The 20,994-nt window shown below is 45.6% G+C and carries 17 protein-coding genes and 1 tRNA gene; 7 read left to right on the plus strand and 11 right to left on the minus strand.

What is annotated here, in order from left to right; all coding sequences use genetic code 11:
• On the plus strand, positions 1-356 hold a 356-nt coding region (locus BLU80_RS17620; RefSeq protein WP_139188196.1), incomplete at its 5' end, for a transposase.
• 194 nt (positions 357-550) lie between these two features.
• Here BLU80_RS17620 and BLU80_RS17625 read toward each other — a convergent pair.
• From BLU80_RS17625 to BLU80_RS17635, 3 genes are all read right to left on the minus strand, one after another.
• The gene (locus tag BLU80_RS17625) at positions 551-1,264 is read right to left on the minus strand and encodes a ferredoxin reductase domain-containing protein (RefSeq protein WP_091401076.1); all 714 of its coding nucleotides are present in this window, start codon (positions 1,262-1,264) and stop codon (positions 551-553) included.
• A gap of 130 nt (positions 1,265-1,394) precedes the next feature.
• Positions 1,395-2,126, minus strand: coding sequence for a C40 family peptidase (locus tag BLU80_RS17630; protein ID WP_091401078.1), 732 nt, complete (start codon positions 2,124-2,126; stop codon positions 1,395-1,397).
• A 252-nt stretch (positions 2,127-2,378) separates the two neighbouring features.
• Positions 2,379-4,370, minus strand: coding sequence for a M1 family metallopeptidase (locus tag BLU80_RS17635; RefSeq protein ID WP_091401079.1), 1,992 nt, complete (start codon positions 4,368-4,370; stop codon positions 2,379-2,381).
• A gap of 309 nt (positions 4,371-4,679) precedes the next feature.
• Here BLU80_RS17635 and BLU80_RS17640 point away from each other — a divergent pair, with 309 nt between their 5' ends.
• The gene (locus BLU80_RS17640) at positions 4,680-5,114 is read left to right on the plus strand and encodes a BamJ family beta-barrel-assembly machinery protein (RefSeq protein WP_091401081.1); all 435 of its coding nucleotides are present in this window, start codon (positions 4,680-4,682) and stop codon (positions 5,112-5,114) included.
• A gap of 124 nt (positions 5,115-5,238) precedes the next feature.
• Here the strand turns inward: BLU80_RS17640 and BLU80_RS17645 are convergent, their stop codons facing one another.
• From BLU80_RS17645 to BLU80_RS17665, 5 genes are all read right to left on the minus strand, one after another.
• Complete coding sequence (locus tag BLU80_RS17645; protein ID WP_091401083.1) at positions 5,239-5,802, minus strand: GNAT family N-acetyltransferase; 564 nt, start codon at positions 5,800-5,802, stop codon at positions 5,239-5,241.
• A 131-nt stretch (positions 5,803-5,933) separates the two neighbouring features.
• Positions 5,934-8,558, minus strand: a complete 2,625-nt coding sequence (locus BLU80_RS17650) for a valine--tRNA ligase (RefSeq protein ID WP_091401084.1) — start codon at positions 8,556-8,558, stop codon at positions 5,934-5,936.
• 188 nt (positions 8,559-8,746) lie between these two features.
• Entirely contained in the window at positions 8,747-9,457 is a 711-nt protein-coding gene (locus BLU80_RS17655; protein ID WP_091401086.1) for a DUF4197 domain-containing protein, read from the minus strand.
• A gap of 78 nt (positions 9,458-9,535) precedes the next feature.
• On the minus strand, positions 9,536-10,321 hold the full coding sequence (gene dapF, locus BLU80_RS17660) for a diaminopimelate epimerase (RefSeq protein ID WP_091401088.1): 786 nt from the start codon (positions 10,319-10,321) through the stop codon (positions 9,536-9,538).
• Positions 10,322-10,361: 40 nt separating this feature from the next.
• Positions 10,362-11,243 (minus strand): nucleoside phosphorylase, encoded by an 882-nt coding sequence (locus tag BLU80_RS17665; RefSeq protein ID WP_244518998.1) that lies wholly within the window; start codon positions 11,241-11,243, stop codon positions 10,362-10,364.
• A gap of 225 nt (positions 11,244-11,468) precedes the next feature.
• Between BLU80_RS17665 and BLU80_RS17670 the strand changes: the two genes are divergently transcribed.
• From BLU80_RS17670 to msrA, 4 genes are all read left to right on the plus strand, one after another.
• Positions 11,469-11,539 (plus strand) — tRNA-Cys (locus tag BLU80_RS17670).
• A gap of 347 nt (positions 11,540-11,886) precedes the next feature.
• The gene (locus tag BLU80_RS17675) at positions 11,887-12,204 is read left to right on the plus strand and encodes a Bor family protein (protein ID WP_091401091.1); all 318 of its coding nucleotides are present in this window, start codon (positions 11,887-11,889) and stop codon (positions 12,202-12,204) included.
• Between the two features lie 152 nt (positions 12,205-12,356).
• Entirely contained in the window at positions 12,357-13,238 is an 882-nt protein-coding gene (gene prmC / locus BLU80_RS17680; RefSeq protein ID WP_170831282.1) for a peptide chain release factor N(5)-glutamine methyltransferase, read from the plus strand.
• A 159-nt stretch (positions 13,239-13,397) separates the two neighbouring features.
• On the plus strand, positions 13,398-13,967 hold the full coding sequence (msrA, locus tag BLU80_RS17685; RefSeq protein WP_244519000.1) for a peptide-methionine (S)-S-oxide reductase MsrA: 570 nt from the start codon (positions 13,398-13,400) through the stop codon (positions 13,965-13,967).
• Between the two features lie 99 nt (positions 13,968-14,066).
• Here the strand turns inward: msrA and BLU80_RS17690 are convergent, their stop codons facing one another.
• Positions 14,067-15,767, minus strand: a complete 1,701-nt coding sequence (locus BLU80_RS17690) for a M1 family metallopeptidase (protein ID WP_091401094.1) — start codon at positions 15,765-15,767, stop codon at positions 14,067-14,069.
• A 72-nt stretch (positions 15,768-15,839) separates the two neighbouring features.
• On the opposite strand from BLU80_RS17690, the gene BLU80_RS17695 reads away from it, so the two are divergent.
• Entirely contained in the window at positions 15,840-17,432 is a 1,593-nt protein-coding gene (locus tag BLU80_RS17695; RefSeq protein ID WP_091401096.1) for an ABC transporter substrate-binding protein, read from the plus strand.
• A gap of 136 nt (positions 17,433-17,568) precedes the next feature.
• On the opposite strand, the gene BLU80_RS17700 is transcribed toward BLU80_RS17695, so the two are convergent.
• Positions 17,569-19,839, minus strand: a complete 2,271-nt coding sequence (locus BLU80_RS17700; protein ID WP_091401098.1) for a nitric-oxide reductase large subunit — start codon at positions 19,837-19,839, stop codon at positions 17,569-17,571.
• An 878-nt stretch (positions 19,840-20,717) separates the two neighbouring features.
• A complete protein-coding gene (locus BLU80_RS17710) occupies positions 20,718-20,966 on the minus strand; it encodes a hypothetical protein (RefSeq protein WP_091401102.1) in 249 nt (82 codons plus the stop codon).
• Positions 20,967-20,994: the final 28 nt, after the last annotated feature.

Raw genomic sequence — 20,994 nt, forward strand, 5'->3', positions numbered from 1 at the left:
GTAAACTTTTTGGGAAGTGCACACATCATAGTGCCGATGCTATTTATGCCACCAATACCAACAGAAAGTATTGCCGTCAAAACAATATCACCACTAATTTTATTCCTAAAGGAAGGCAGAAGCCTGCTTTGGTTGAACAATCTAAAACGATGCGGGCAGCGCTGAACCGTCAAAGGGGCACGGTCCTGGAAGGAAGTTTTGGCAATGAGAAAAATCACTATCATTTAAATAAAATCAAAGCCAGGAACCAGTCTACCGAGACCTGCTGGATCTTCTTTGGCATCCTTACAGCAAACGCATCCATTATCAGCAAAAGAATGCAACAGGCCGCACAAATTAAAAGCACAGCGGCCTAGAATTAACACGCTTATCTTATCCAACCGGGCTAAATAACAGCTCCGATGGCCTTGCTATGTCCCGTCTACAAAAAATCCTCTCTTTAATTCCGTTTTACGGAAAAAAGAGAGGATTTATTAGTTTAATATTTAATATGTGGCAACTCCTTTTAAGAGTTTACAGGAACACCCTAATTTAAGGCCCCTTCAGCGGCTTACACTTCAACGGTAATTAACTGGCTGCCGGCTCCCAGATCCTCCAGATCCTGCTTGATTTCAGCTACCATCGGGTCCGGTCCGCAGATGTAAAAATGCTGCTGCAGATCAGAGATATTATGTTGCAGAAAATTTTTATCGATGCGTCCTGACAGATATGGACTGTCTGACTCTTGGGTGAGAATATGGATACATCTGTCCCCTAAGATGGCTTCCAGTTCATCTTTTAAGATGATATCCGCCTCAGTTTTATTGGAGAAAAAAAGTCTGTTATTACCTATTTCTCCTTTTTGATGTAAATCCCGGAAAATGGCGATAAAAGGAGTGATGCCGGCTCCGCCTGCAATAAAAGTGCCTTCGCCATTATAATGAATCGCTCCCCAGACATCATGCAAAAGTAAGGTATCACCGGATTTCAGGCTGCGCAGCTCATTAGTGACGCCGCTGTGATCGCTATAGGTTTTTATCGTGAATTCTAAATGATCCCAGCTTTGTAACCCGGTAAAGGTAAAAGGCCGCCGCTGCTGTTTAAACCCTTCTTTATTGATGGCTATCTCGGTTGCCTGTCCCGGTATAAAATTATATCCTTGCGGCCGCTCAACGGCTATTCTGAGGACATTATGCGTTACGGGTTCTATACCCAGGATTTTTACGGTGTGTTCTTCCGGTATTGGCTCTTGTTCTGCTGCGGTAGTGGTTGTATCGGTTGCCATGGTTATTTGTTTTTGAAATTAGAGTATATGACTACTGCTAAAGTTACAAAAAAAAGGACGCCGGCCCTAATGTACTTATTGGGGCACCCCGGATATTCCAGTGCAAAATGGTATTTAAAGCGGCAGCCTGCTAGTTTTTGGTGACATTGTCCTTGGGGATTCTGCCGGCTGCCCGGTAAGCTCTTTTCCAGTAATATTCATCCAGGTCACTGATCATGACCCCGGAACTGGTGGAAGCGTGGACAAATTTACCGTTTTGCAGGTAAACTCCTACATGGGTAATTCTGGAGCGGCCTGAAGTGTGAAAAAAGACCAGGTCGCCTTGTTTGAGCTGACTTTTTTTGATATGGTCGCAATAATCATATTGCTCTTCAGCCGTTCTTGGCAGAGATACGTTAAAGACATCATTGGATAGTGTTCTGGAAAAGGCAGAACAGTCGATGCCGTTTTTTGAGCTGCCGCCAAAGCGGTAGGGGGTACCGTACCAGTCATCAATTTCTTCAATCAGATCAATATTGCTGACTTTTTTATCTTCCACGCCAAGGATGGTGGCATATTTACTGACCAGCGTGGATTCATTTAGGCTAAGATGGCTGTTGTCTGTTTCGGTTTTATCTTCTTCCGGTGCCTTTTCGCTATACCCATAACTCTTATTGCGTGAGGAGACCCTGTCTCCCGGATTTACGCTGATACCATCCAGAAAGCGGGGCCCTTTGGCCGCCGTATTAGCAGCGGACTTATTGCTGGAAGCGGTTTTTAACGTACTGCTGCAGGAAAAAAGAGCCATGCTGCCAAAGGAGAATAGCAGGTATATGTATAGATGCCTTGGTATTGAAAATCGGCTAAAAGGTCTGGTTTTCATCCTTAAGGAAAACGGTTGATTATTGATTGTTGAAACGAAAGCCGGACCGTTTTATGGCGGTTCGGACTGCCCTAAATGATTTTTATAACGGAATCCAGCGGGCTATTTGCGGAGTCAGGATAATGCTGAATCATATTCTGACGGCTCCGACGTATTGGTAATAACCCGGTTAATTCGGTCTGCCAGCAGCAAAAAATTTGCCGACTTTCAAAAATAAGGCTTTCAATTGGTTAAATTCTATCCAAAAACCTCTTAATTGCCTTGCCAGTGGTTGTTGCTGCGATCCAGATCAGGCAGTAAGGCCTTGGGATCCAGTTGCACGCTTTTTAACTTGGAGGTAGAATTTACTTTAAAGGTCCAGCTGTCCCCTCTTTGCCAGATCTCTACTGGCAGCTGGACATGGATGGCCGGCCCGGTGAGCTGTTCAATAGCGGCCGAGACCGGCATCGGTAACTGCTCCTTATTTTTGATAGTAATCAGCGCTCCCTTAGTGGGATCGTCATCCACATAACTGACACCGGTAACGGCCTGGTCTAATTGCCAGTTATTATAAAACCACCCGCGCCAGAACCAGCCCAGGTCTTCGCCTGCGGCGTTTTCCATGGTACGGAAAAAATCCGTTGGCATGGGGTGCTTAAAGGCCCATTTGGCTGTATAATGCCGGAACGCATAATCAAATCTGTCCGGTCCCAGAATCACTTCTCTGAGTAAAACCAGTCCGAAGGCTGTTTTAAAATAGCTCATCGGGTGTACATATTTATAATCCTGCCAGTCCGGCGGGGTCATAAGCGTGGGGCCGTTTTGTACTTCTTTTATCACAGGTACGATCTCATCTGCAGGATTGCCGCCTCCCGGTGCATATTCACCATCTCTTTTAGGGGCAAATTCTCCGTTGTTAAAATCCTGCTGGCAATAAATATCTACAAAGGTATTAAAGCCTTCATCCATAAAAGGCACCCTGCGTTCATCTGAACCGACAATCATCGGATACCAGCTGTGACCAATTTCATGGGAAATCAACATAAACAGGGATTTGCCTGAGGCCTTGTGGTGGTCAAAAGTAATACCCGGATATTCCATCCCGCCAATCGGTCCGGCTACATTGGTGGCTTCCGGATAAGGGTATTCAAACCATCTTTTGGAAAAGTCCTCCACGGAGGCTTTCACATACTCCGTGGCCCTGACCCAGCTGCTGTCCGTTTGAGCGCTGCTGGCAGGATAAACAGACTGTGCAAAACTTTTTTTGCCACTGGGTAAGTTGATCTTAGCCCCGTCCCAGATAAAGGCCTTGGAAAGGGCAAAAGCCACGTCCCTGGTATTACTCATCTGAAAATGCCAGGAGGTCGTACCTGTTTTTTTCCGGGTGGCGATACCATTTTTTACGTCTTCCTGACTGCGGATCATCACGGTCTTATCGGAGTCTTTGGCTTTTTGAAGCCGTTTGTATAAGCCGTCATCCAGCACCTGCTCGCCGTTGACCAGAGCGCCGCCGCCTACCGCCAGCATGCCGGCCGGGGCGGTGATGGTGTAATCCATGTCTCCATATTCAAAATAAAATTCACCGCCACCTACAAAAGGCAGCGTATTCCATCCGTTGTTATCGTCATAGACGCAGACCCTGGGAAACCAATAGCCAAATTCAAAAATAGTACCCTCGGGCGTGCTCATGTAGCCGGCCCTGTCTCCCGCTGAGGAGGCTTGCAGTTTAAAGCTGTAATCAAGTTCCAGCTGTAGCTTGCCACCGTTCGCTTTAACCTTTTCAGGTAAAAAGATCTGCATACGGGTGCCGTAGACTTTATAAGAGACGTCCTGAAAGTTGGCGCCGTCCGTCGCTGCAGCCTGCACTTTTTGAAACTGAAAGCCCAGGTCATCTGATAATTTTCTTTTGGAAGGCTGCAGGATATTGGCCAGCGCTTCCGTTTTTTCTGTATTCTGGTCCAGTTCCAGCCAGATATAATTAAGCGGGTCACCGCTGTTATTGGTATAAGAGATGAGGGCGGTACCGGTGAGTAGATGGCTGGTACTGTCAAAACCGGCCTTAATGGTATAATCAGCCCTGTTCTGCCAGTATCCGGGGCCGGGATCGCCATTTGCACTTCTGAATGCATTTCCGTTCTGGGTATAAAGCGTGGGAGCAAAGGCCGCGTGGGCATCATAATGCTGCGCCTGCAGACTGCTTAGAGACAGTAAAGCTGCTGAAATCAAAGTCAGGGGCAGTGCCCATCTGGAATTGTACTTGTGCATAGCGGAAAAATTGAGTACCGAATGTAGGCAATTTTACCAGAACATAATGTCAGAAAAACCGCTTTTTTGTACCCAGCACCCTTCGCAAACTGTGGATATCTGGGCGACTTAAGATTTGGCGGTATTCAAAGGCCTGTATTTACAGGGATCCGGGCAGGGGCGGAAGGTAAAATCATGCATTTTACATAGGTAATCCTGCGGGTATTGCCGGTAGGATAGTAACAGTAAAGTTGACGATTATTAGGGCAAAACCAGTAATTTTGGGCTTTGTTACCAAAGGCCGTAAAGCACGGTTTAAATTATTTTATTATGGGTATAGCAGATTTATTATTTCAGCGCAATCAACAAAAGGCCGCTGAAAACTTAAAGGCAGGCCAGCAGTTCTTGGCTGAAAATGCTAAAAAGGAAGGAGTGGTCAGTCTGGAAAGCGGACTTCAGTACCAGGTATTACAGGCAGGTGAGGGTGTCAGACCAGGTCCTACGGATCAGGTTAGCTGTCATTATCACGGAACCATGATAGACGGAACGGTCTTTGACAGTTCAGTGGAACGCGGGCAACCGGCCAGTTTTCCTTTAAACCGTGTCATCAAAGGCTGGACGGAAGGTCTGCAGTTGATGGCTGTGGGAAGCAAGTTCCGCTTTTTTATCCCCCCGCATCTGGCCTATGGGGAGAGAGCGGTGTCTGCGGTTATCGGCGCTAACAGCACTTTGATTTTTGACGTAGAGCTGCTGGGTGTAAATTAACAGGGGCCTCTGAACCTTTTCTTACAATGGACTTTATAAAAATGGTCCCTTATACCTGGCAGCTCTGCCTGGCATAAGGGACCATTTTTATTTGGACAAGGGCTTTGCCTTAACTGCTTTACCGCTATTCATCCAGCGGTTTAATCATCACATAATCATTCATGTAATACCCGTTACCAATGGGGTTATCTACCGTTTCTGCAATGGTAAAGCCCATACGCTCATAAAAGCCCAGGGCATTGTTATATCGGTTTACATTGAGTTTCACAAACCGGCAGCCCAGGGATTTGCTCTGCTGCAGGGCATATTCCATCAGCAGTTTGCCATAGCCCTTACCCTTGCTGGCCGGCAAAAGGTATATTTTATGGAGCTTGCAGTAATCGCTGTCCTGCTTTTCTACATCAATAAAGCCCATCGCGGTAGCGGCATTGGAATCGTCTGCGCTGTTTTCCCACAAAATAGAATAGTGATGTGTGGAGCGCATCTGTGCTTCCAGGGTCTGTGTATTATACATCATATCCAGCATATAGGATAATTGCGCTTCAGACAAAATCCGGCCATAAGTGTCCGGCCATGAAACGTCCACAATTTGCTGAATCAGGGGGATGTCTGGGGGCCCGGCAGGAAGTATGCTTGCCGCGGGCAGGGGGTGATGGACGGGGGTGTTATCTGTAGGTGTTGTTGCCATGGTAAAAAAGCTTTATGTTTTCGTCTGGTATGTCCGGCCTTAATGCAAACAGACAACTGAAAAAGTCGATTCGTTTTCAATTGTCTGTTGCCGAAGGGCGGTTATACTCCTAATCTTCCGGAAATAAATTTTTATCCCAGCACCGCCAGGCTTTCCTCCAGCGTCTGGATTCTGGCCAGCGCATCCGCCTCTTTTTTACGTTCCAGTTCCACGACTTCCGGTTTTGCATTCTGAACAAAACGCTCATTGCCGAGTTTTACACGTACGCTGTTTAAGAACTTATGCTGATATTCTAATTGGCTTTTGAGGTCCGCTTTTTGAGCTTCCACATCAATTTGCTGATTGAGTTCCAGATAATATTTATCCTGTTGCAGGGTAATGACCACGCAACCGGTAATGGCTTCACTGGTAAATTTCAGCTCTTCCGCATTGACCTGTTTTTGTAAAATGGCCGTCAGCGGCTCATATTTACCGGAGCTCGTGGTTTCAATAAAGAGTTTAATCGTCTCTTTGGGTTTCAGGTTGTTTTTGCCTCTGGCATCTCTGATCTGTGTGATTACATTCTTTAAGAGTTCACCCTGTGCCAGTAATTCACTGTCAAAATCTGTAGCAGGAGCAAGTGTGCTGACGCATAACGCTTCAGAGCGTTCACCTAAGAGGCTATAGATCTCTTCCGTGATAAACGGCATATAAGGATGCAACAGCTGCAGTAACTGTTCAAAGTACGCGATCGTATTTTGCAGGGTTTTTTGTTCAATCGCCTGGCCATAAGCCGGTTTAACCCATTCCAGATACCAGCTGCAGAAATCATCCCATATCAGGGAATATAAAGTTTTTAACGCCTCACTCAGACGGAACTGTTCAAGTAGCTGCTGGATTTCTGCTTTGGCCTGTTCCAGGCGGGCCTGGAACCAGTTGCCCGCAAAATCCGTGGAGCTATGATCCACTTCCGTCGCCTCCGTCTGTTCCCACATTTTGATCAGCTTCAGCGCGTTCCAGAGCTTATTATTAAAGAATCTGCCCTGTTCCAGGGAGCTCTCATCAAATAACAGGTCGTTGCCGGCCGGAGAAGAGATCATAATGCCAAAACGGACTGCATCTGCTCCGTACTGGTCAATCAGCCCGATCAGGTCCGGAGAATTACCCAGTGATTTTGACATTTTTCTTCCCAGTTTGTCTCTGACCATACCGGTGAAATAAACATCCTTGAAAGGAATCTCCTGCTCATATTCGAGACCCGCCATAATCATACGGGCCACCCAGAAAAAGATAATGTCTTGTCCGGTCACCAGCACGGAGGTGGGGTAGTAGTATTTGAACTCCGGATTCTCTGGTTCGGTAATGCCTTTGAAGACTTCCATTGGCCAGAGCCAGGAAGAGAACCAGGTATCCAGTACGTCTTCATCTCTACGGATGTCCCCAGGCTGGATATCGGGATAGTTGGCTTTAAAAAGTTCCAGGGCTGCCTCTTTTGTTGCAGCTACCTGCAGGCTGCCATCCGGTCCATACCAGGCAGGGATCTGCTGTCCCCACCATAGCTGCCGGCTGATACACCAGTCTTTGACGTTTTCCAGCCAGTGGCGGTAGGTCGCCATAAACCGGTTACCCGGGTGGATTTTAATGGCCCCCTGCGTGACCGCTTTTAGGGCCGGTTCGGCCAGTTGCTCCATTTTGACAAACCACTGGGTCGAGATTCTGGGTTCCACTACAGCGCCGGAGCGCTGTGAATATCCCAGACGGGTCTCATAACTTTCTTCTTTAATCAACAGACCGTTTTGCTGCAACTGCTGAACGACTTTTTTACGGGCAACAAACCGGTCAAGCCCTACAAAAATCTGAGCGGCTTCACTTAAGGTGCCGTCAGGATTTAAGGTGTCGATCACTTCCAGATGATGTTTAATGCCAATGTTATAGTCATTAATATCATGAGCAGGCGTGACTTTTAAAGCGCCTGTACCAAAGCTGCGGTCAATGTAAGTATCGAAAATGACAGGTACCTGGCGGTTAACCAGCGGTACAATGACTTTTTTACCTTTTAAGTGCTGATATCTGGGATCATCCGGGTGCACACAGATGGCCACGTCGCCCATAATGGTTTCGGGGCGGGAAGTGGCAACGGTAATATAGTCTTCCGGATTGTCTACTGCCTGATAACGAACATAATAGAGGTTACCCTGGACATCTTTGTATTCCACCTCTTCATCGCTAAGGGCTGTCTGGGCTGCCGGATCCCAGTTAATCATGCGGGCGCCTCTGTAGATCAGTCCTTTATTGTATAAATCAACAAATACCTTAATAACGGCCTCATAATAATGGTCGTCCATGGTAAAGGAAACCCGGTCCCAGTCAACACTGCAACCCAGTTTTTCTATTTGCTGATAGATGATTCCTCCGTATTTTTCCTTCCATTGAAAGGCATATTCTAAAAATTCAGCCCTGGAAAGGGTGTTCTTGTCAATCCCTTTTTCTTTAAGCATGGCAACCACCTTGGATTCAGTGGCAATAGAGGCATGATCACTGCCCGGTACCCAGCAGGCATTCAGTCCCTGCATACGGGCCCGGCGAACCAGGATATCCTGTACGGTCTCATTGAGGGTATGGCCCATATGAAGAACACCGGTTACATTGGGTGGCGGAATCACCACGGTAAAAGGTGTTCTGCTGTCCGGTGTGCTGTTAAAATATCTTCTTTCCTTCCAGAGGGAAGTCCATTTGCCGGCTGCTGCTGCGGCATCAAAAGTTTTGCTTAATTCCATTTTGCAAATATAGTATTTGGGCGGTAATGGTGATGTAGGATGGCCCCCTGATTTTAGGATAATTATCCTGCCCCTGGCTATTGAAGGTTAACCCCATCCTTATCCTTATACAGGATTTTAATGTAAAAGAGTGCGCAGCGTGTTGCCGTGCGCACTCTTTTAGCTGAACTTTCTTTCCCGGGGCAGATTTATTTGCTTCCGAAAATCGCTTTTAAGGCAGCAGTCGTCTGCTTTGCAGGGTCATGACGGATATCTTTTTCTGCTGTCTGCATTTGATTGAACATCGCGTCAACGGCCTTGGTAGCGACATAATTTGTCAGATCCGGGTTCAGTTTATTTTTTACAAGGGGAACTTTATTATAGGTGTCCGCTATCTGGGTATAATATTTAGTCGCATCGTTTTTATCCAGTGAGTTTTTGATAACAGGGGTAAAGGCCTCCATTAACTGACTGGTAGTCTTTGTTTTAAAGTAATTAGTGATGGCATTGTCACCGCCTGTGATCAGATTGGCAGCATCCGTGATGGACATGGATTTAATAGCGCTTACAAAGATGGGCTTAGCCAGACCAACGGCCCCTTCAGCGGAGGTATTGATTTGAGTGACGGCTTTATTGACCACACTGCCCAGGCCAAGCGTGGTAAGCGTACTGGCGACTTGCTGCGCTTCAGGTGGCAACAGTATTTTATATAGGGAATTATTTAAAAAGCCTCCGGAAGTGCCCAGGTTGCCGATGCCGGCAACGACTGCATTGGTCAGCAGGTCTTTGATGGCCGTGTTCTGGGTATTACCTGTTACAGCACTTACGCCGGGAAGGGAAGAACTGATCTGGTTTATATCACCGCAGGACATGGCAGTCATGCCAATCGCCAGTGATAACACCATGATTGTTTTTTTCATGTATTGTCTCGTTTTAGGTTTTGAGTAAAAATTTATTTCAACTAACAGATTGTTTTCAGCCAGGAAAGCGAATAATTGTTAGGATAGTTTGATTTTACCTTCAAAGACCAGCTCTGCCGGTCCGCACAGCAGCACATTTTCAAAATGCTCCTCGCTGGTTCTGTCAAATTCAACGGCCAGTTTACCACCCAGGGTTTCCACCTCAATCCGGTTAAAACCTCTGTCATTGTGCGCAGCTACAATACTTGCAGCTGTTACGCCTGTACCGCAACTGAGCGTTTCATTTTCGACGCCTCTTTCATATGTGCGTACAAAAATGCTGGTGTCATTAATGGTCTGGACAAAGTTTACATTGATCCCTTCTTCTTTAAAAGGGTCGCTATAGCGTATTTTTCTTCCTTCTTCAACGACATTCAGTGATTTAACCTGATCAGTCTGAACGACATAGTGCGGACTGCCGGTATTTAATATGAAGTCTGTGCCGTATGTTTTTATCTGGCTGACATCTTTCATTTTCAGATTAACCCAGCCATTTTCCTCAATGGTGGCTTCGTGTAAGCCGTCAATGGCTTTAAACCGGTAGCTGCCCGTGGGGAAGATGCCGATTTGTTTGGCAAATTTCACGGCGCAACGTCCACCATTGCCGCACATGCTTTGGGTGCCGTCGGCATTGTAATAATCCATTTCAAAATCCAGCCCTTCCGCCTTTTTTAAGATAATCAGACCATCCGTGGCAACGCCGAATCCTTTACTGCATAATTTTCTGACTTGGTCCAGTGTTAACTCAACCGGGGTAGAAATCCCGTCTATCATCACAAAATCATTCCCTGTACCCTGATACTTATAAAATTGTATTTCCTGCATTCCTCGTATTAAAAATTAATGTGCCGTTATTGCTATCTGCCTATATGCCGCTCAGTACATTCAGTACCTTTTTTATCGCCGATTCCACCGCTTTTTTGCCATCGGCAGAAAAAGTCTGGCTGATCCTGTTGGCGACCACCACGCTGATACTCAGGCATTGATGTCCCAGTGCACTGCCAAGTCCATAAATAGCACTTGTTTCCATCTCAAAATTAGCAATTTTATGCGAACCATAGGAAAATGAAGTCAATAAATCGATAAAATTAGGGTAGTGGAGACCCAGACGCAGTACTCTGCCCTGAGGTCCGTAAAAGCCGGGGCAGGTGACGGTCATGCCGTGGTGGAACCCGTCCACAAAATGCATTCTGAGCGAACTGCCGGCGCTATGGATATAAGGTCTGGAAAAGTGCTCATCAATACGGGTATGCTGGATGAACTGTTGCAAAAGCTCATTTTCCTGCTCCGTATTGTCATGCTGGTAATAGTTCAGCAGGTTGTCAATGCCGACTCCATGGGAAGATACGACCATGGAATCCACCCCGTATTCTGCCTGCAGGGCGCCACAGGTGCCTATACGGACAATATTGAGGGATGTCAGGCTGGGTTTAATCGTGCGTGTGTTGAAATCAATATTTACCAGCGCGTCCAGTTCATTAAATACAATGTCAATATTATCCGGGCCGATACCCGTAGAGACCACAGAAATCCTTTTATTTCCCAGAAAACCGGTATGGGTCACGAACTCACGGTGCTGACGGGTGAGTTCAACGCTGTCAAAATGTTTACTGACTTCCTGGACACGGTCCGGATCGCCTACCGTGATAATGGTAGGCGCCAGTTCTTCTGGTCTTAGGTTCAGGTGGTAGATAGCGCCGCGATCATTAATGATCAGTTCGCTTTCTGCAATAGGGTTCGCCATCATGCATAATTAAACGTTATATAAATAGCAATCCCGGATAAGCCAACTTAAAATTTGAAAGCCATCCCGCACTTTCTAAAAAGAAAGTGCGGAACTATTAAATCTGTCCGGAATCAGGGCGAAAGTTAGTACTTTTACTGGGAATCAGCGATGTAGAAATATTTTGCGATTAGAATTTTGTAATATGGAGGAATTGATTATTTTTGCAACCCTCTAATGAGCGTTTAAGGTCTTGTGGCCGAGTGGCTAGGCAGAGCTCTGCAAAAGCTCCTACAGCGGTTCGAATCCGCTCGAGACCTCAAAGGAGAAAAGCAAAACCCCCGATTTTCGGGGGTTTTGCTTTTTAGGCGTTTTTTTATTGAACGATTTCTGACACCCTGCATCCATAACCATTGCTTTTTATAAGAAAATAATTTTTTTGGTAAATAGTTGAAAATTTAATGTCCATTAACTATTTTCGTTTCATAATCATGTAATTGTGATTAGACCAAAGAAATAATGTTTATGAGTAACCAGCGCTTTCAGCTGTCGTGATCATACTTCCATTTGCCAGGAATGCATTACTTCAATGTACTTATCCTTTTAGAGATTATAAAAATTGCATCTTTTGAGATTTTTATATTAAAAAAACAAAAACAAAAACAAAATGAGAAAAAAAACACAACAGCTTTGTTGTTTAATGTGTGCTGCTTTATTATTTGCTTCTTGCTACACAACCAGAACTTATGTGGGTGATATTCAACCAAATGATCAGATAACCAAAGTGAATCATGTGACGAATAATTTCTTTTTATGGGGACTGGCAGAAGGTGGTCATTCACGCATTAGTGATAAAGACTATGTGAAGGATGAAAAGAATTATGTTGTCGAAAAACAGCAGACTTTTGTAAACGGCCTTTTAAATGTCATTACATGGGGTATTTATTGTCCGATGACAACGAACTATTATGTTCCTGTAAAATAAGAAGCATTAATCTTATAACATTTACCATTTTTAGCTGCGCATGGGAATATTTTCTATGTGCAGTTTTATTTGTATGGCTTACCGTCGATTCTTGTACATTTGGGCCGTGCCTTTTTCTATTTAAGGGATAAATGTTAATTTTTAATCAGTGTATGACCATTAAGGAAGCAGGTATCCGCTTGAGAGCTGCAACAGCGAACTATTATGACCTGAGAGAAGCCGGCGCCATCAGTAATATGGTGCTGGAGGATCTGACAGGTTTTAGCAGGGTAGACCGGATTATCCATGATCAGGAGCCTTTGACAGCTGCCCAGCAGTCAGCACTCGCCGTATCCATTAAATACCTCCAGCTTAAAATGCCGGTTCAGTATATTCTGGGGTATGCTTATTTTGGGGAACTGCGCTTAAAGGTAAATAATCAGGTGCTGATACCCAGGCCGGAAACGGAGGAGCTGGTGGATTGGGTTCGTCAAAGTGTAACGGAGCATCACAAAGGCCGGGAGGCCGGCCTTGGATTGTTGGATATCGGCACCGGTACGGGTTGCATTCCCTTAAGTTTAAAAAAGTATTTTCCGGACAGTCATGTGTTTGGTTGTGATATCTCTGATGGCGCACTGGGTGTAGCCAGACATAACAGCCGGTTAACCGGTCTTGATGTCTCCTTTTTTAAGACCGACGTTTTGCAGCAATTGGAGGCTGAAACGCTGCTTGGGCGGCTAGGTCCCCTGGATTATATAATCAGTAACCCGCCCTATATAGATGCCAGTGAAAAGCCCGCAATGGAGGCGCATGTCCTGGATTTTGAGCCTCATCTGGCGCTTTTTCCGGAAAAATCCCTGCCAGCCACTATTTTTTACGAGAAAATTGCGTTTTTAGCGGCTAAAGTATTAAAACCCGGAGGCCGGCTGTTTTTGGAAATGAATCCATTATATGTTAAGGAGACGGTAGATTTGTTAAATAAGGCCGGTGGCAGTCTTATAGAAATCAAAAGGGATTTACAAGGAAAAGAAAGGATGGTTAATTGTTTGTTTTAATCCTAAATTTCTTTTGACAGGAATTAATTCTTTAGTAGTTTGCAAGGCGTGAGTATAAAAAAAAGTGGATAAATGAGTGGTATGAAACTATGGTTAGGGTCCGTACTTTGTTTTGCACTGCTAACTTCTTGTGTAGAACAAAAAAATCATCAAAGAAATATGGACGATCAATTTGCTGACAAAGATTTTGAAATGGAAAATGTAGATACAGCTACGCTGGGAACAGGATGTTTCTGGTGTACAGAGGCAATATTCCAAAGACTGAAAGGAGTTGTAAAAGTGGTAAGCGGATATAGTGGGGGTGAAAAACCTGACCCTACATATGAAGAAGTTTGTAACGGGACTACCGGCTACGCCGAAGTATGTCAGGTCTTATATGATCCCAAAGTGCTTTCTTTTGATGAATTACTGAAAGTCTTCTGGGAGACCCATGACCCGACCACGCTCAACCGGCAGGGTAATGACGTCGGACCCCAATACAGAAGCGTGATCTTCTTTCACAATGCGGACCAGCAGCAAAAAGCAGAACAGTATAAAAAAGAACTCAATGCCAGCGGCGCCTGGTCGAACCCTGTGGTGACTTCCATTGAACCCTATAGAAATTTCTATTCTGCCGAAAACTATCATCAGAATTATTATAATAATAACCCCAGACAGATGTACTGTCAGTATGTAATCAAACCTAAGCTGGAGAAATTTGAAAAGGTCTTTAAAGATAAAATGAAATAGACCTGATTGAAATGGTTATTATAAAGAGAGAGCCGCAGAAAATAATTGTTTAAAATTATTTTCTGCGGCTCTCTCTTTATTGCCGTTTTTAAATAAGGATTAATGGACTTCTTTACAATCCAGGTAATACTGATATTCTATGGCAATGGGATTGAAGAGATTGGCAATGGCTGCCGTAGGTAGCTTTGCCGATTGCCAGGCGGTGGTCGGATGCAGGCTGATCTGCGTCTGCTGATCCGTACTTGTCAGGACCATAGGCATGTCAAAGCCTGCTACACAGTTACTGTATCTGTATTGTACGGATTTATTATCCGAAGAGAATTTGATCTCGAAAACAGGTATCTGGGTCGTAGTCAGGTATTGCTCAAAGACCTTGTCAAAATTAATGTTTGATTTTTCATTGATATACTGCTCGATCTGACGTCCCGTCACGGTCTGATGATAAAAGGTCTCATTCAGACCGCGGAGTATGGATCTAAAAAGACTGTCATTATTTATAGCGTTTCTGATATTATTAATCATATTGGCGCCTTTATAGTACATATCGCCGCTTCCTTCCTGATTAACCCCGTAATGTCCCTGGATGGGCCGGTCGTTTTCAATATTGGCGCGGATGCCATTGACATATTGCTGGCCCGCGGCCTTCCCCCAGTAGTATTCCGTAAATAACGTCTCACTGTAGTTGGTAAAACTCTCATGGACCCACATATCGGCGATATCCTTGGTGGTAATATTATTGCCGAACCACTCGTGGCCGCTCTCGTGTACCACGATAAAGTCAAATTTTAAACCAATGCCGGTGTGTGACAGGTCTCTGCCGGAATAACCCATTAAAAAATGGTTGCCGTAGGCAATCGCACTTTGGTGCTCCATGCCTAAATGCGGTGCCTGGACCAGTTTATATCCATCTTCATAAAAAGGGTAGGGACCGAACCAGTATTCAAAAGCTTTAAGCATTTTGAATACATCAGGTTCGCAGTGACTGCGCATTTTGTCGATGTCATAGTCCAGTGCCCAGAAACTGACGGGCAGCCGGCCCTTTTCTCCCTGATAACTGGAATCAAAAAAAGTGTACTTACCTATATAGGGGATAATGTCGTAATTATTAATCGGGTTTTTGACCTGCCAGGTGTAACCGGTCAGATGATCAGGATACCGGGTCTTGGCAATAAGGTGACCATTGCCAATGGCCAGTAAGGTGTCTGGCACAATGGAGGTCAGGCTGGCGCCGTTATCCGGCTCATCGCCCTGATAATCCTTACAGGGATACCACACGGAAGCGCCCATCCCCTGACAGGCCACTGACATCCAGGGGCGACCCAGCGAGTCTTTAGCCCAGATAAATCCTCCATCCCAAGGGGGCTTGACGGCCTCTATAGGGCTACCATGGTAATATATCGTAAGGCTGCTGGTGGTGCCTTGCTGCCATTTAGGCACCGGGACCATATGTGCGTTGCCGTCATCTCTGATCCCCGTAATATGGGAGCCGTCCGGCAGAATAATGCTATCAATCTGCAAAGGACGCATCAGATCTATTTGCATCGTATCCGGATGCGCTTTCGCTGCGGTAACCGTAAAGCCGATTTTAGTGACGCCTTTGATGGTTTTAGCGGTGTAATCCGGCTGGAAGCTGATGTCATAACGGGTGACATTCCACCAGCTTCTGGCTGGTCCGTCGGTGCCTCTAAGGGTATCCTGGTGAGTGAAGGCTTTTGGGGCACCGTCCAGCAGTTGTGCCTGGAGGGGAAGCTGCGTGCCCATGCCGGCTACTGCCAGTAACAAAATAAATAGCTTTTTCATGCGGTAAATCTACAATGTTTTGGATATTTGAGGATGCAATTTTATCTAAAATATTGGCTTTTACTCGGATGTATGGGTCTTTTGGCTGGTTGCGGTCAACAGCGTTCCCGGGATTTGCAGGTCTTTTATTATAATGAGGCCCGGGGAGTGGCTACTTTGGATCCTGCGATGGCCAAGAGCCAGTCCGTCATGTGGCCGATTCACCAGATTTTTAATACACTGGTGGTTTTAGATGATCATTTAAATGTACAACCCTCTTTGGCCACCCATTGGCAAATCAGTGCGGATAATCTGACGTATACTTTTTATTTACGTTCGGATGTATATTTTCAGGATGATCCGGCGTTCAAAGCAGGCAGGGGCAGGAAAATGACCGCTTTTGACGTGGCTTTTAGCCTGAACCGGATTATCAATCCAGCCACTGCCAGCACAGGGGCCTGGATTTTTAACGACAGGCTGGCACCGGGAGGATGTAAGGCCTTAAATGACAGCGTATTTGAGTTGAAATTAGTCAGGCCTTTCCATCCTATATTAAATATCCTGACCATGGATTACTGTTCTGTAGTAGCTCCTGAGGCTGTCAGCAGTTATGGCAAAGATTTTGGCCGCCATCCGGTGGGAACCGGCCCCTTTGGCTTTAAATACTGGGATGAAGGACAAAGTCTGGTGCTTACTAAAAACAGGCATTATTGGGAAAAAGACAGCCTGGGCAGAGCGCTGCCATATCTGGACGCGGTGAGCATCAGCTTTTACAGTAACAAGGCGACTGAGTTTTTAAAATTCAGACAACATAATCTTAGTTTTATCAATGATATAGATCCGGCCTTTAAAGATGAAGTGATCAGTAAGGCCGGTAAGCTGAGAGAGAAATGGAAGGGGATTATCCATATGGAAAAACATCCCTATCTGAATGTCGAATATTTAGGGATATTAATGGATCCGAAAAATCCTTTGGTGCAAGGCAGCCCTTTAAAAGATAAACGTATCCGTCAGGCAATCGCTTACGCAATCCCTAAAAAGCAACTGATGATGTACCTGCGCAATTCTATCGGCCTGCCGGCCACGGGCGGATTTGTGCCGGACGGGATGCCCTCCAGAAACGCACAACTGGTAAAAGGCTTCAGCTTTAATATGGACAAATCCCTGGCGTTGTTAAAGCAGGCAGGCTACCCGGGAGGTAAGGGACTGCCCGCTATCAAATTATCCACGGCGCCGGAGAATGCGGACATCGCCAGTTTTATTGCCCGGCAGGCGGATAATGTAGGTATTCATATAGACGTGGAAGTGTCCCAGAAAAGCATGATCCTGCAGCAGACCGCTAAATCGGAAGCCGTGTTTTTTATCGGGACCTGGATTGCGGACTATCCTGATCCGGAAAACTATATGGCCTTTTTTAATTCAAAAAACCCGGCGCCGCCTAACTATACCCGCTTCAATAATAAAGAATTTGACAGGCTCTATCAGGCTGCTCTCTTAGAAAATGTAGATAGTCTTCGTTATGGTCTGTACCGGCAGATGGATCAGCTGGTCATGGATGAAACACCTGTAATCCCTATTTATTATGATGAGGTCATCTGGCTTATGCAACCCGGATTAAGAGGGTTTAACCCCAATGCCCTGAATATGGTGCAGCTGAAAAAAGCTTATTTTGTAAAGCAGCCTTAGCAGCCCATGTCTTTTTCCATAAAAGAAGCCCTCCCTGTTTCTTTCATTTTTTGAAAGACTGACATCGGGGGCTTCTTTATAAGGGCTTTTATAAGCGAGCTGCCATTAGGATAGCGCTTATCTGCTTTGCCTGTTTTTAACTGGTGACGGGTTGCTGGTCATGTCGGTCATCCGGATGTTTATCCTTTCTGAACTGTAAGTCAAATACAAACCAGACAAAGGCAAATAAACCGAGCGCAAAAATCGTGTCTCCTATAATCCTGAGCCATTTTAAAGTGCTGATGACAGGCTGCTCTAAAAATTGCGGAGATCTGGCATACCACATACCTTTGGATACACTGGCTACTGCCTGAGCGATGCCGACCGGCAGCAGACTCAGCAGCAGCATGAGCATCAGGCCTATATTGGTCGCCCAGAAAGCAAATCCAATTAGCTTATTATTCCATTGTTTATGCCGGTAAAGGCTGCGTAACACAAAAAGAATCAGGCCAATGCCCAGGATTCCGTAAACGCCAAATAAGGATCCGTGCGCATGGGCAGCGGTTGTATTCAGTCCCTGAACATAATAAAGGGCAATGGGCGGATTGATGATGAAACCCAGGATACCTGCTCCGAAGAAATTCCAGAAGGACATGGCTACCAGGCAGTAAATAGGCCACTTATAGTCCTTGAGCCAGGGGGTGGCCCTGCTGAGCATATAGTTCTGATAGGCTTCAAAGCCGATGAGCACCAGGGGCACCACTTCCAGCGCACTGAAAGAGGCGCCTACTGCTAGTACGGCTGTTGGCGTACCGCTGAAATACAGGTGGTGGAAGGTGCCGAGGATACCGCCCGAGAGAAATATGATGGTAGAAAATATAATAGAAATGGTAGCCGTTTTGGTTTTTAACAGACCCAGCCGTACAAATAGGAAGGCGGAGACCACGGTGGCAAATACCTCAAAGAATCCTTCCACCCACAGATGTACCACCCACCAGCGCCAGTATTCCGCGATGGCCAGATTGGTCTGCCTTCCCCACATCAGGCCTGCACCATAGAAGATGGCAATGGCTGCAGAGGCTATAATAAACAGACGCAGCATCCCTTTTTCACCAGAATTGCTTTTGAAAACGGGAAGCAGCGGCCTTACCATTAGGGCCAGCCATATAAACAGGCCGACAAACAGGAACAGCTGCCAGAAACGCCCCAGATCGACATATTCATAGCCCTGATGTCCGAACCAGAAATTGGTTTTAAGTCCGAGCTTTTGCATAATGCCCATCCATTGCCCCGCCATGGAACCAAATACGATAATCACCAGACAGATAAACAGAAAGTTTACGCCTAGTTTCTGATACTTTGGGTCTTTGCCTGATAAGGAAGGCGCTATATATAAACCGGTAGCCAGCCAGGCTGTGGCAATCCACAGAATGCCCAGTTGAACGTGCCAGGTCCTGGAAACCGAATAAGGCATTATTTTAGACAGATCCAGCCCGTAAAAGCCACCGCCTTCCACACCGTAATGGGCGGTCACCACGCCGAAAGTCATTTGTATGAGTACCAAAAAGGCGACAATCCAGATATATTTTTTCACTGCCCGCATGGAGGGTGTAATCTTTTGTTGCATCAGCGGGTCTTCCCTTGGCGTCAGCGGCTCCTCTTCCCTGCTTCTGGCATGGAAGAAGGCCATAATGCCAACGCCGCAGAGTAATAAGATAATGCTTACACCGGTCCATATCAATAATCCGCTGGTGGCCTCATTGCCTACCAGCTTTTCTGAAGGCCAGTTATGGGTGTAGGTAATAACTGAATTAGGCCGGTTGGTGACGCAGGCCCAGGATGCCCAGAAAAAAAAGTCCCCCATCTGCCGGGCTTTGGAGCTGTCTTTTAAGGTGCCCGCGAAAATGGCGTAATCATTACGAAGCGAGTCCATGGCCGGGTCATTCATAAAAAGACTCCTGTAATAGTTTTGCAGATAGGCAAAGGCCTCGGCTCTCTCCGGACTGATGGTGATCGCACCTGTATGGGGGTCATAGGTGTTTTTGCGTATCATGGCAACCAGTCTTTCATGCAACCCAGCCTGTATCTCTTTGCTGAGCTGGTCATAAGGCTCGCTATAATCCTGTGCGGCCCATTTATTCAAAATGAAGAGGGCTTCCCTGTGGATATAATCAGCCGTCCAGTCCGGAGCGGTATAAGCCCCATGGCCCCAGATAGAGCCTACTTCCTGACCTCCGATACTTTGCCAGACGTTCTGACCGTCTTTAATGTCCTGTCCGTTTATGAGTAGCGTGCCATCCTGACTGACGACCTGGCTGGGGAAGGGGGGTGCTTTTTGATAGATCTCTGTTCCAAAATATAAGAGGGCAGCAAAAGAGACACTGACAACGATAATAAAGGCGGTCCAAAGTTTTCTTTCCCTGGTCATGGCATTTTAATTTTAGAAGATTAGAAGTGTTGTGTTACCGATTTGTTTATAGTAAATGGATCTTTGTCTCTTCTGTAAGCTTGTTCAAAAATTAAATCTGATCATCACCCTTCGCGGTTCACGGCAAATAATTTCAACGGTCCGGATTATTTTGATGCGCCTCAAAAAATATCGTTGTTAGGGATACCGACTGAGTAAGGCAGATGGAAAGACAGGCTTTTACGGGACACTTAACAGGCAGTAATATGAGATCTTTTAGGTAACCAGAGAGAAGCGCCCAGCTGACCAGTAATGCAATGTCAATAAAAATATTCGTGGTGACTGGCCCCGTTGAATGCTTTCAACTATTGGACAAACGGCCAGTGCTCTTTCGGGGAGGAAGCAGGGGGAAATACGCTTATAAATTGCCGCTGCTACGCCCGGGTGTTGAAGTGCACAACATGCCCGATTTTTCGGGGTCTGAGTGCTTTGCTTTTCGAATTTTATGGTTGAATAATAAACCTTTGTTCAATCTGGATAATGTTGACCCTTACCCTGTTACAAATTTATTTAATAATTTGAACAATAACCAAGATTTTAAGGATAATTCTGCAAAAACAAATGTTGATTGTACAAAAGGCAGCCATTGCAGTAGCCGTCTTGCTTTGATTGTATTTTAAAACAGTAAAAAAAGTGAGGCACAATAGCTGTGCCCCACTCAGGGTGTCATACAAAATAAACCAAAGATGTGAATATTTCGAATAAAAAATATACTTATATAAACTGGAACCGTTGGTAAGTCTACTTTCCCTGCACTGTTTACCTCTATGAAAATAAACAGGTTAAAGAAAATGGATGAAGCCGGATGCGAACAGTTGTTATTTATTGAGGTGTCGCTTTCATGTGGCAATAATTTCTTTCAAATCACTCCAGAGATGCTCTTCTTTACGGTCTTTTTGGTTTTTTGAGTTCAACCAGCGCTGGCAGGTAACAATAAAAGTACTTTCCGTTATCTCTGTTACCAGGTAGATTCCTTTTTTTGAATATAGCAGGACCTCATCACCGGGTGAACAGGAAATGTCTCCTTTTAAGTAACGCGGTGGATGGTGTTCTTTTTCTTTTAAGGCCTGTTTGATCTTACGATACATATGGGTCTTTTTTTCAGATGAGAAATAG

The sequence above is a fragment of the Arachidicoccus rhizosphaerae genome, assembly GCF_900107765.1.
GTDB lineage: Bacteria > Bacteroidota > Bacteroidia > Chitinophagales > Chitinophagaceae > Arachidicoccus > Arachidicoccus rhizosphaerae.

Excerpts from the sequence above, each read along its gene's own strand:
- BLU80_RS17625 (WP_091401076.1), bottom strand. The coding sequence starts at position 1,264 with ATGGCAACCGATACAACCACTACCGCAGCAGAACAAGAGCCAATACCG.
- BLU80_RS17630 (WP_091401078.1), bottom strand. The coding sequence starts at position 2,126 with ATGAAAACCAGACCTTTTAGCCGATTTTCAATACCAAGGCATCTATAC.
- BLU80_RS17635 (WP_091401079.1), bottom strand. The coding sequence starts at position 4,370 with ATGCACAAGTACAATTCCAGATGGGCACTGCCCCTGACTTTGATTTCA.
- BLU80_RS17640 (WP_091401081.1), top strand. The coding sequence starts at position 4,680 with ATGGGTATAGCAGATTTATTATTTCAGCGCAATCAACAAAAGGCCGCT.
- BLU80_RS17645 (WP_091401083.1), bottom strand. The coding sequence starts at position 5,802 with ATGGCAACAACACCTACAGATAACACCCCCGTCCATCACCCCCTGCCC.
- BLU80_RS17650 (WP_091401084.1), bottom strand. The coding sequence starts at position 8,558 with ATGGAATTAAGCAAAACTTTTGATGCCGCAGCAGCAGCCGGCAAATGG.
- BLU80_RS17655 (WP_091401086.1), bottom strand. The coding sequence starts at position 9,457 with ATGAAAAAAACAATCATGGTGTTATCACTGGCGATTGGCATGACTGCC.
- dapF (WP_091401088.1), bottom strand. The coding sequence starts at position 10,321 with ATGCAGGAAATACAATTTTATAAGTATCAGGGTACAGGGAATGATTTT.
- BLU80_RS17665 (WP_244518998.1), bottom strand. The coding sequence starts at position 11,243 with ATGATGGCGAACCCTATTGCAGAAAGCGAACTGATCATTAATGATCGC.
- BLU80_RS17675 (WP_091401091.1), top strand. The coding sequence starts at position 11,887 with ATGAGAAAAAAAACACAACAGCTTTGTTGTTTAATGTGTGCTGCTTTA.
- prmC (WP_170831282.1), top strand. The coding sequence starts at position 12,357 with ATGACCATTAAGGAAGCAGGTATCCGCTTGAGAGCTGCAACAGCGAAC.
- msrA (WP_244519000.1), top strand. The coding sequence starts at position 13,398 with ATGGACGATCAATTTGCTGACAAAGATTTTGAAATGGAAAATGTAGAT.
- BLU80_RS17690 (WP_091401094.1), bottom strand. The coding sequence starts at position 15,767 with ATGAAAAAGCTATTTATTTTGTTACTGGCAGTAGCCGGCATGGGCACG.
- BLU80_RS17695 (WP_091401096.1), top strand. The coding sequence starts at position 15,840 with ATGGGTCTTTTGGCTGGTTGCGGTCAACAGCGTTCCCGGGATTTGCAG.
- BLU80_RS17700 (WP_091401098.1), bottom strand. The coding sequence starts at position 19,839 with ATGACCAGGGAAAGAAAACTTTGGACCGCCTTTATTATCGTTGTCAGT.
- BLU80_RS17710 (WP_091401102.1), bottom strand. The coding sequence starts at position 20,966 with ATGTATCGTAAGATCAAACAGGCCTTAAAAGAAAAAGAACACCATCCA.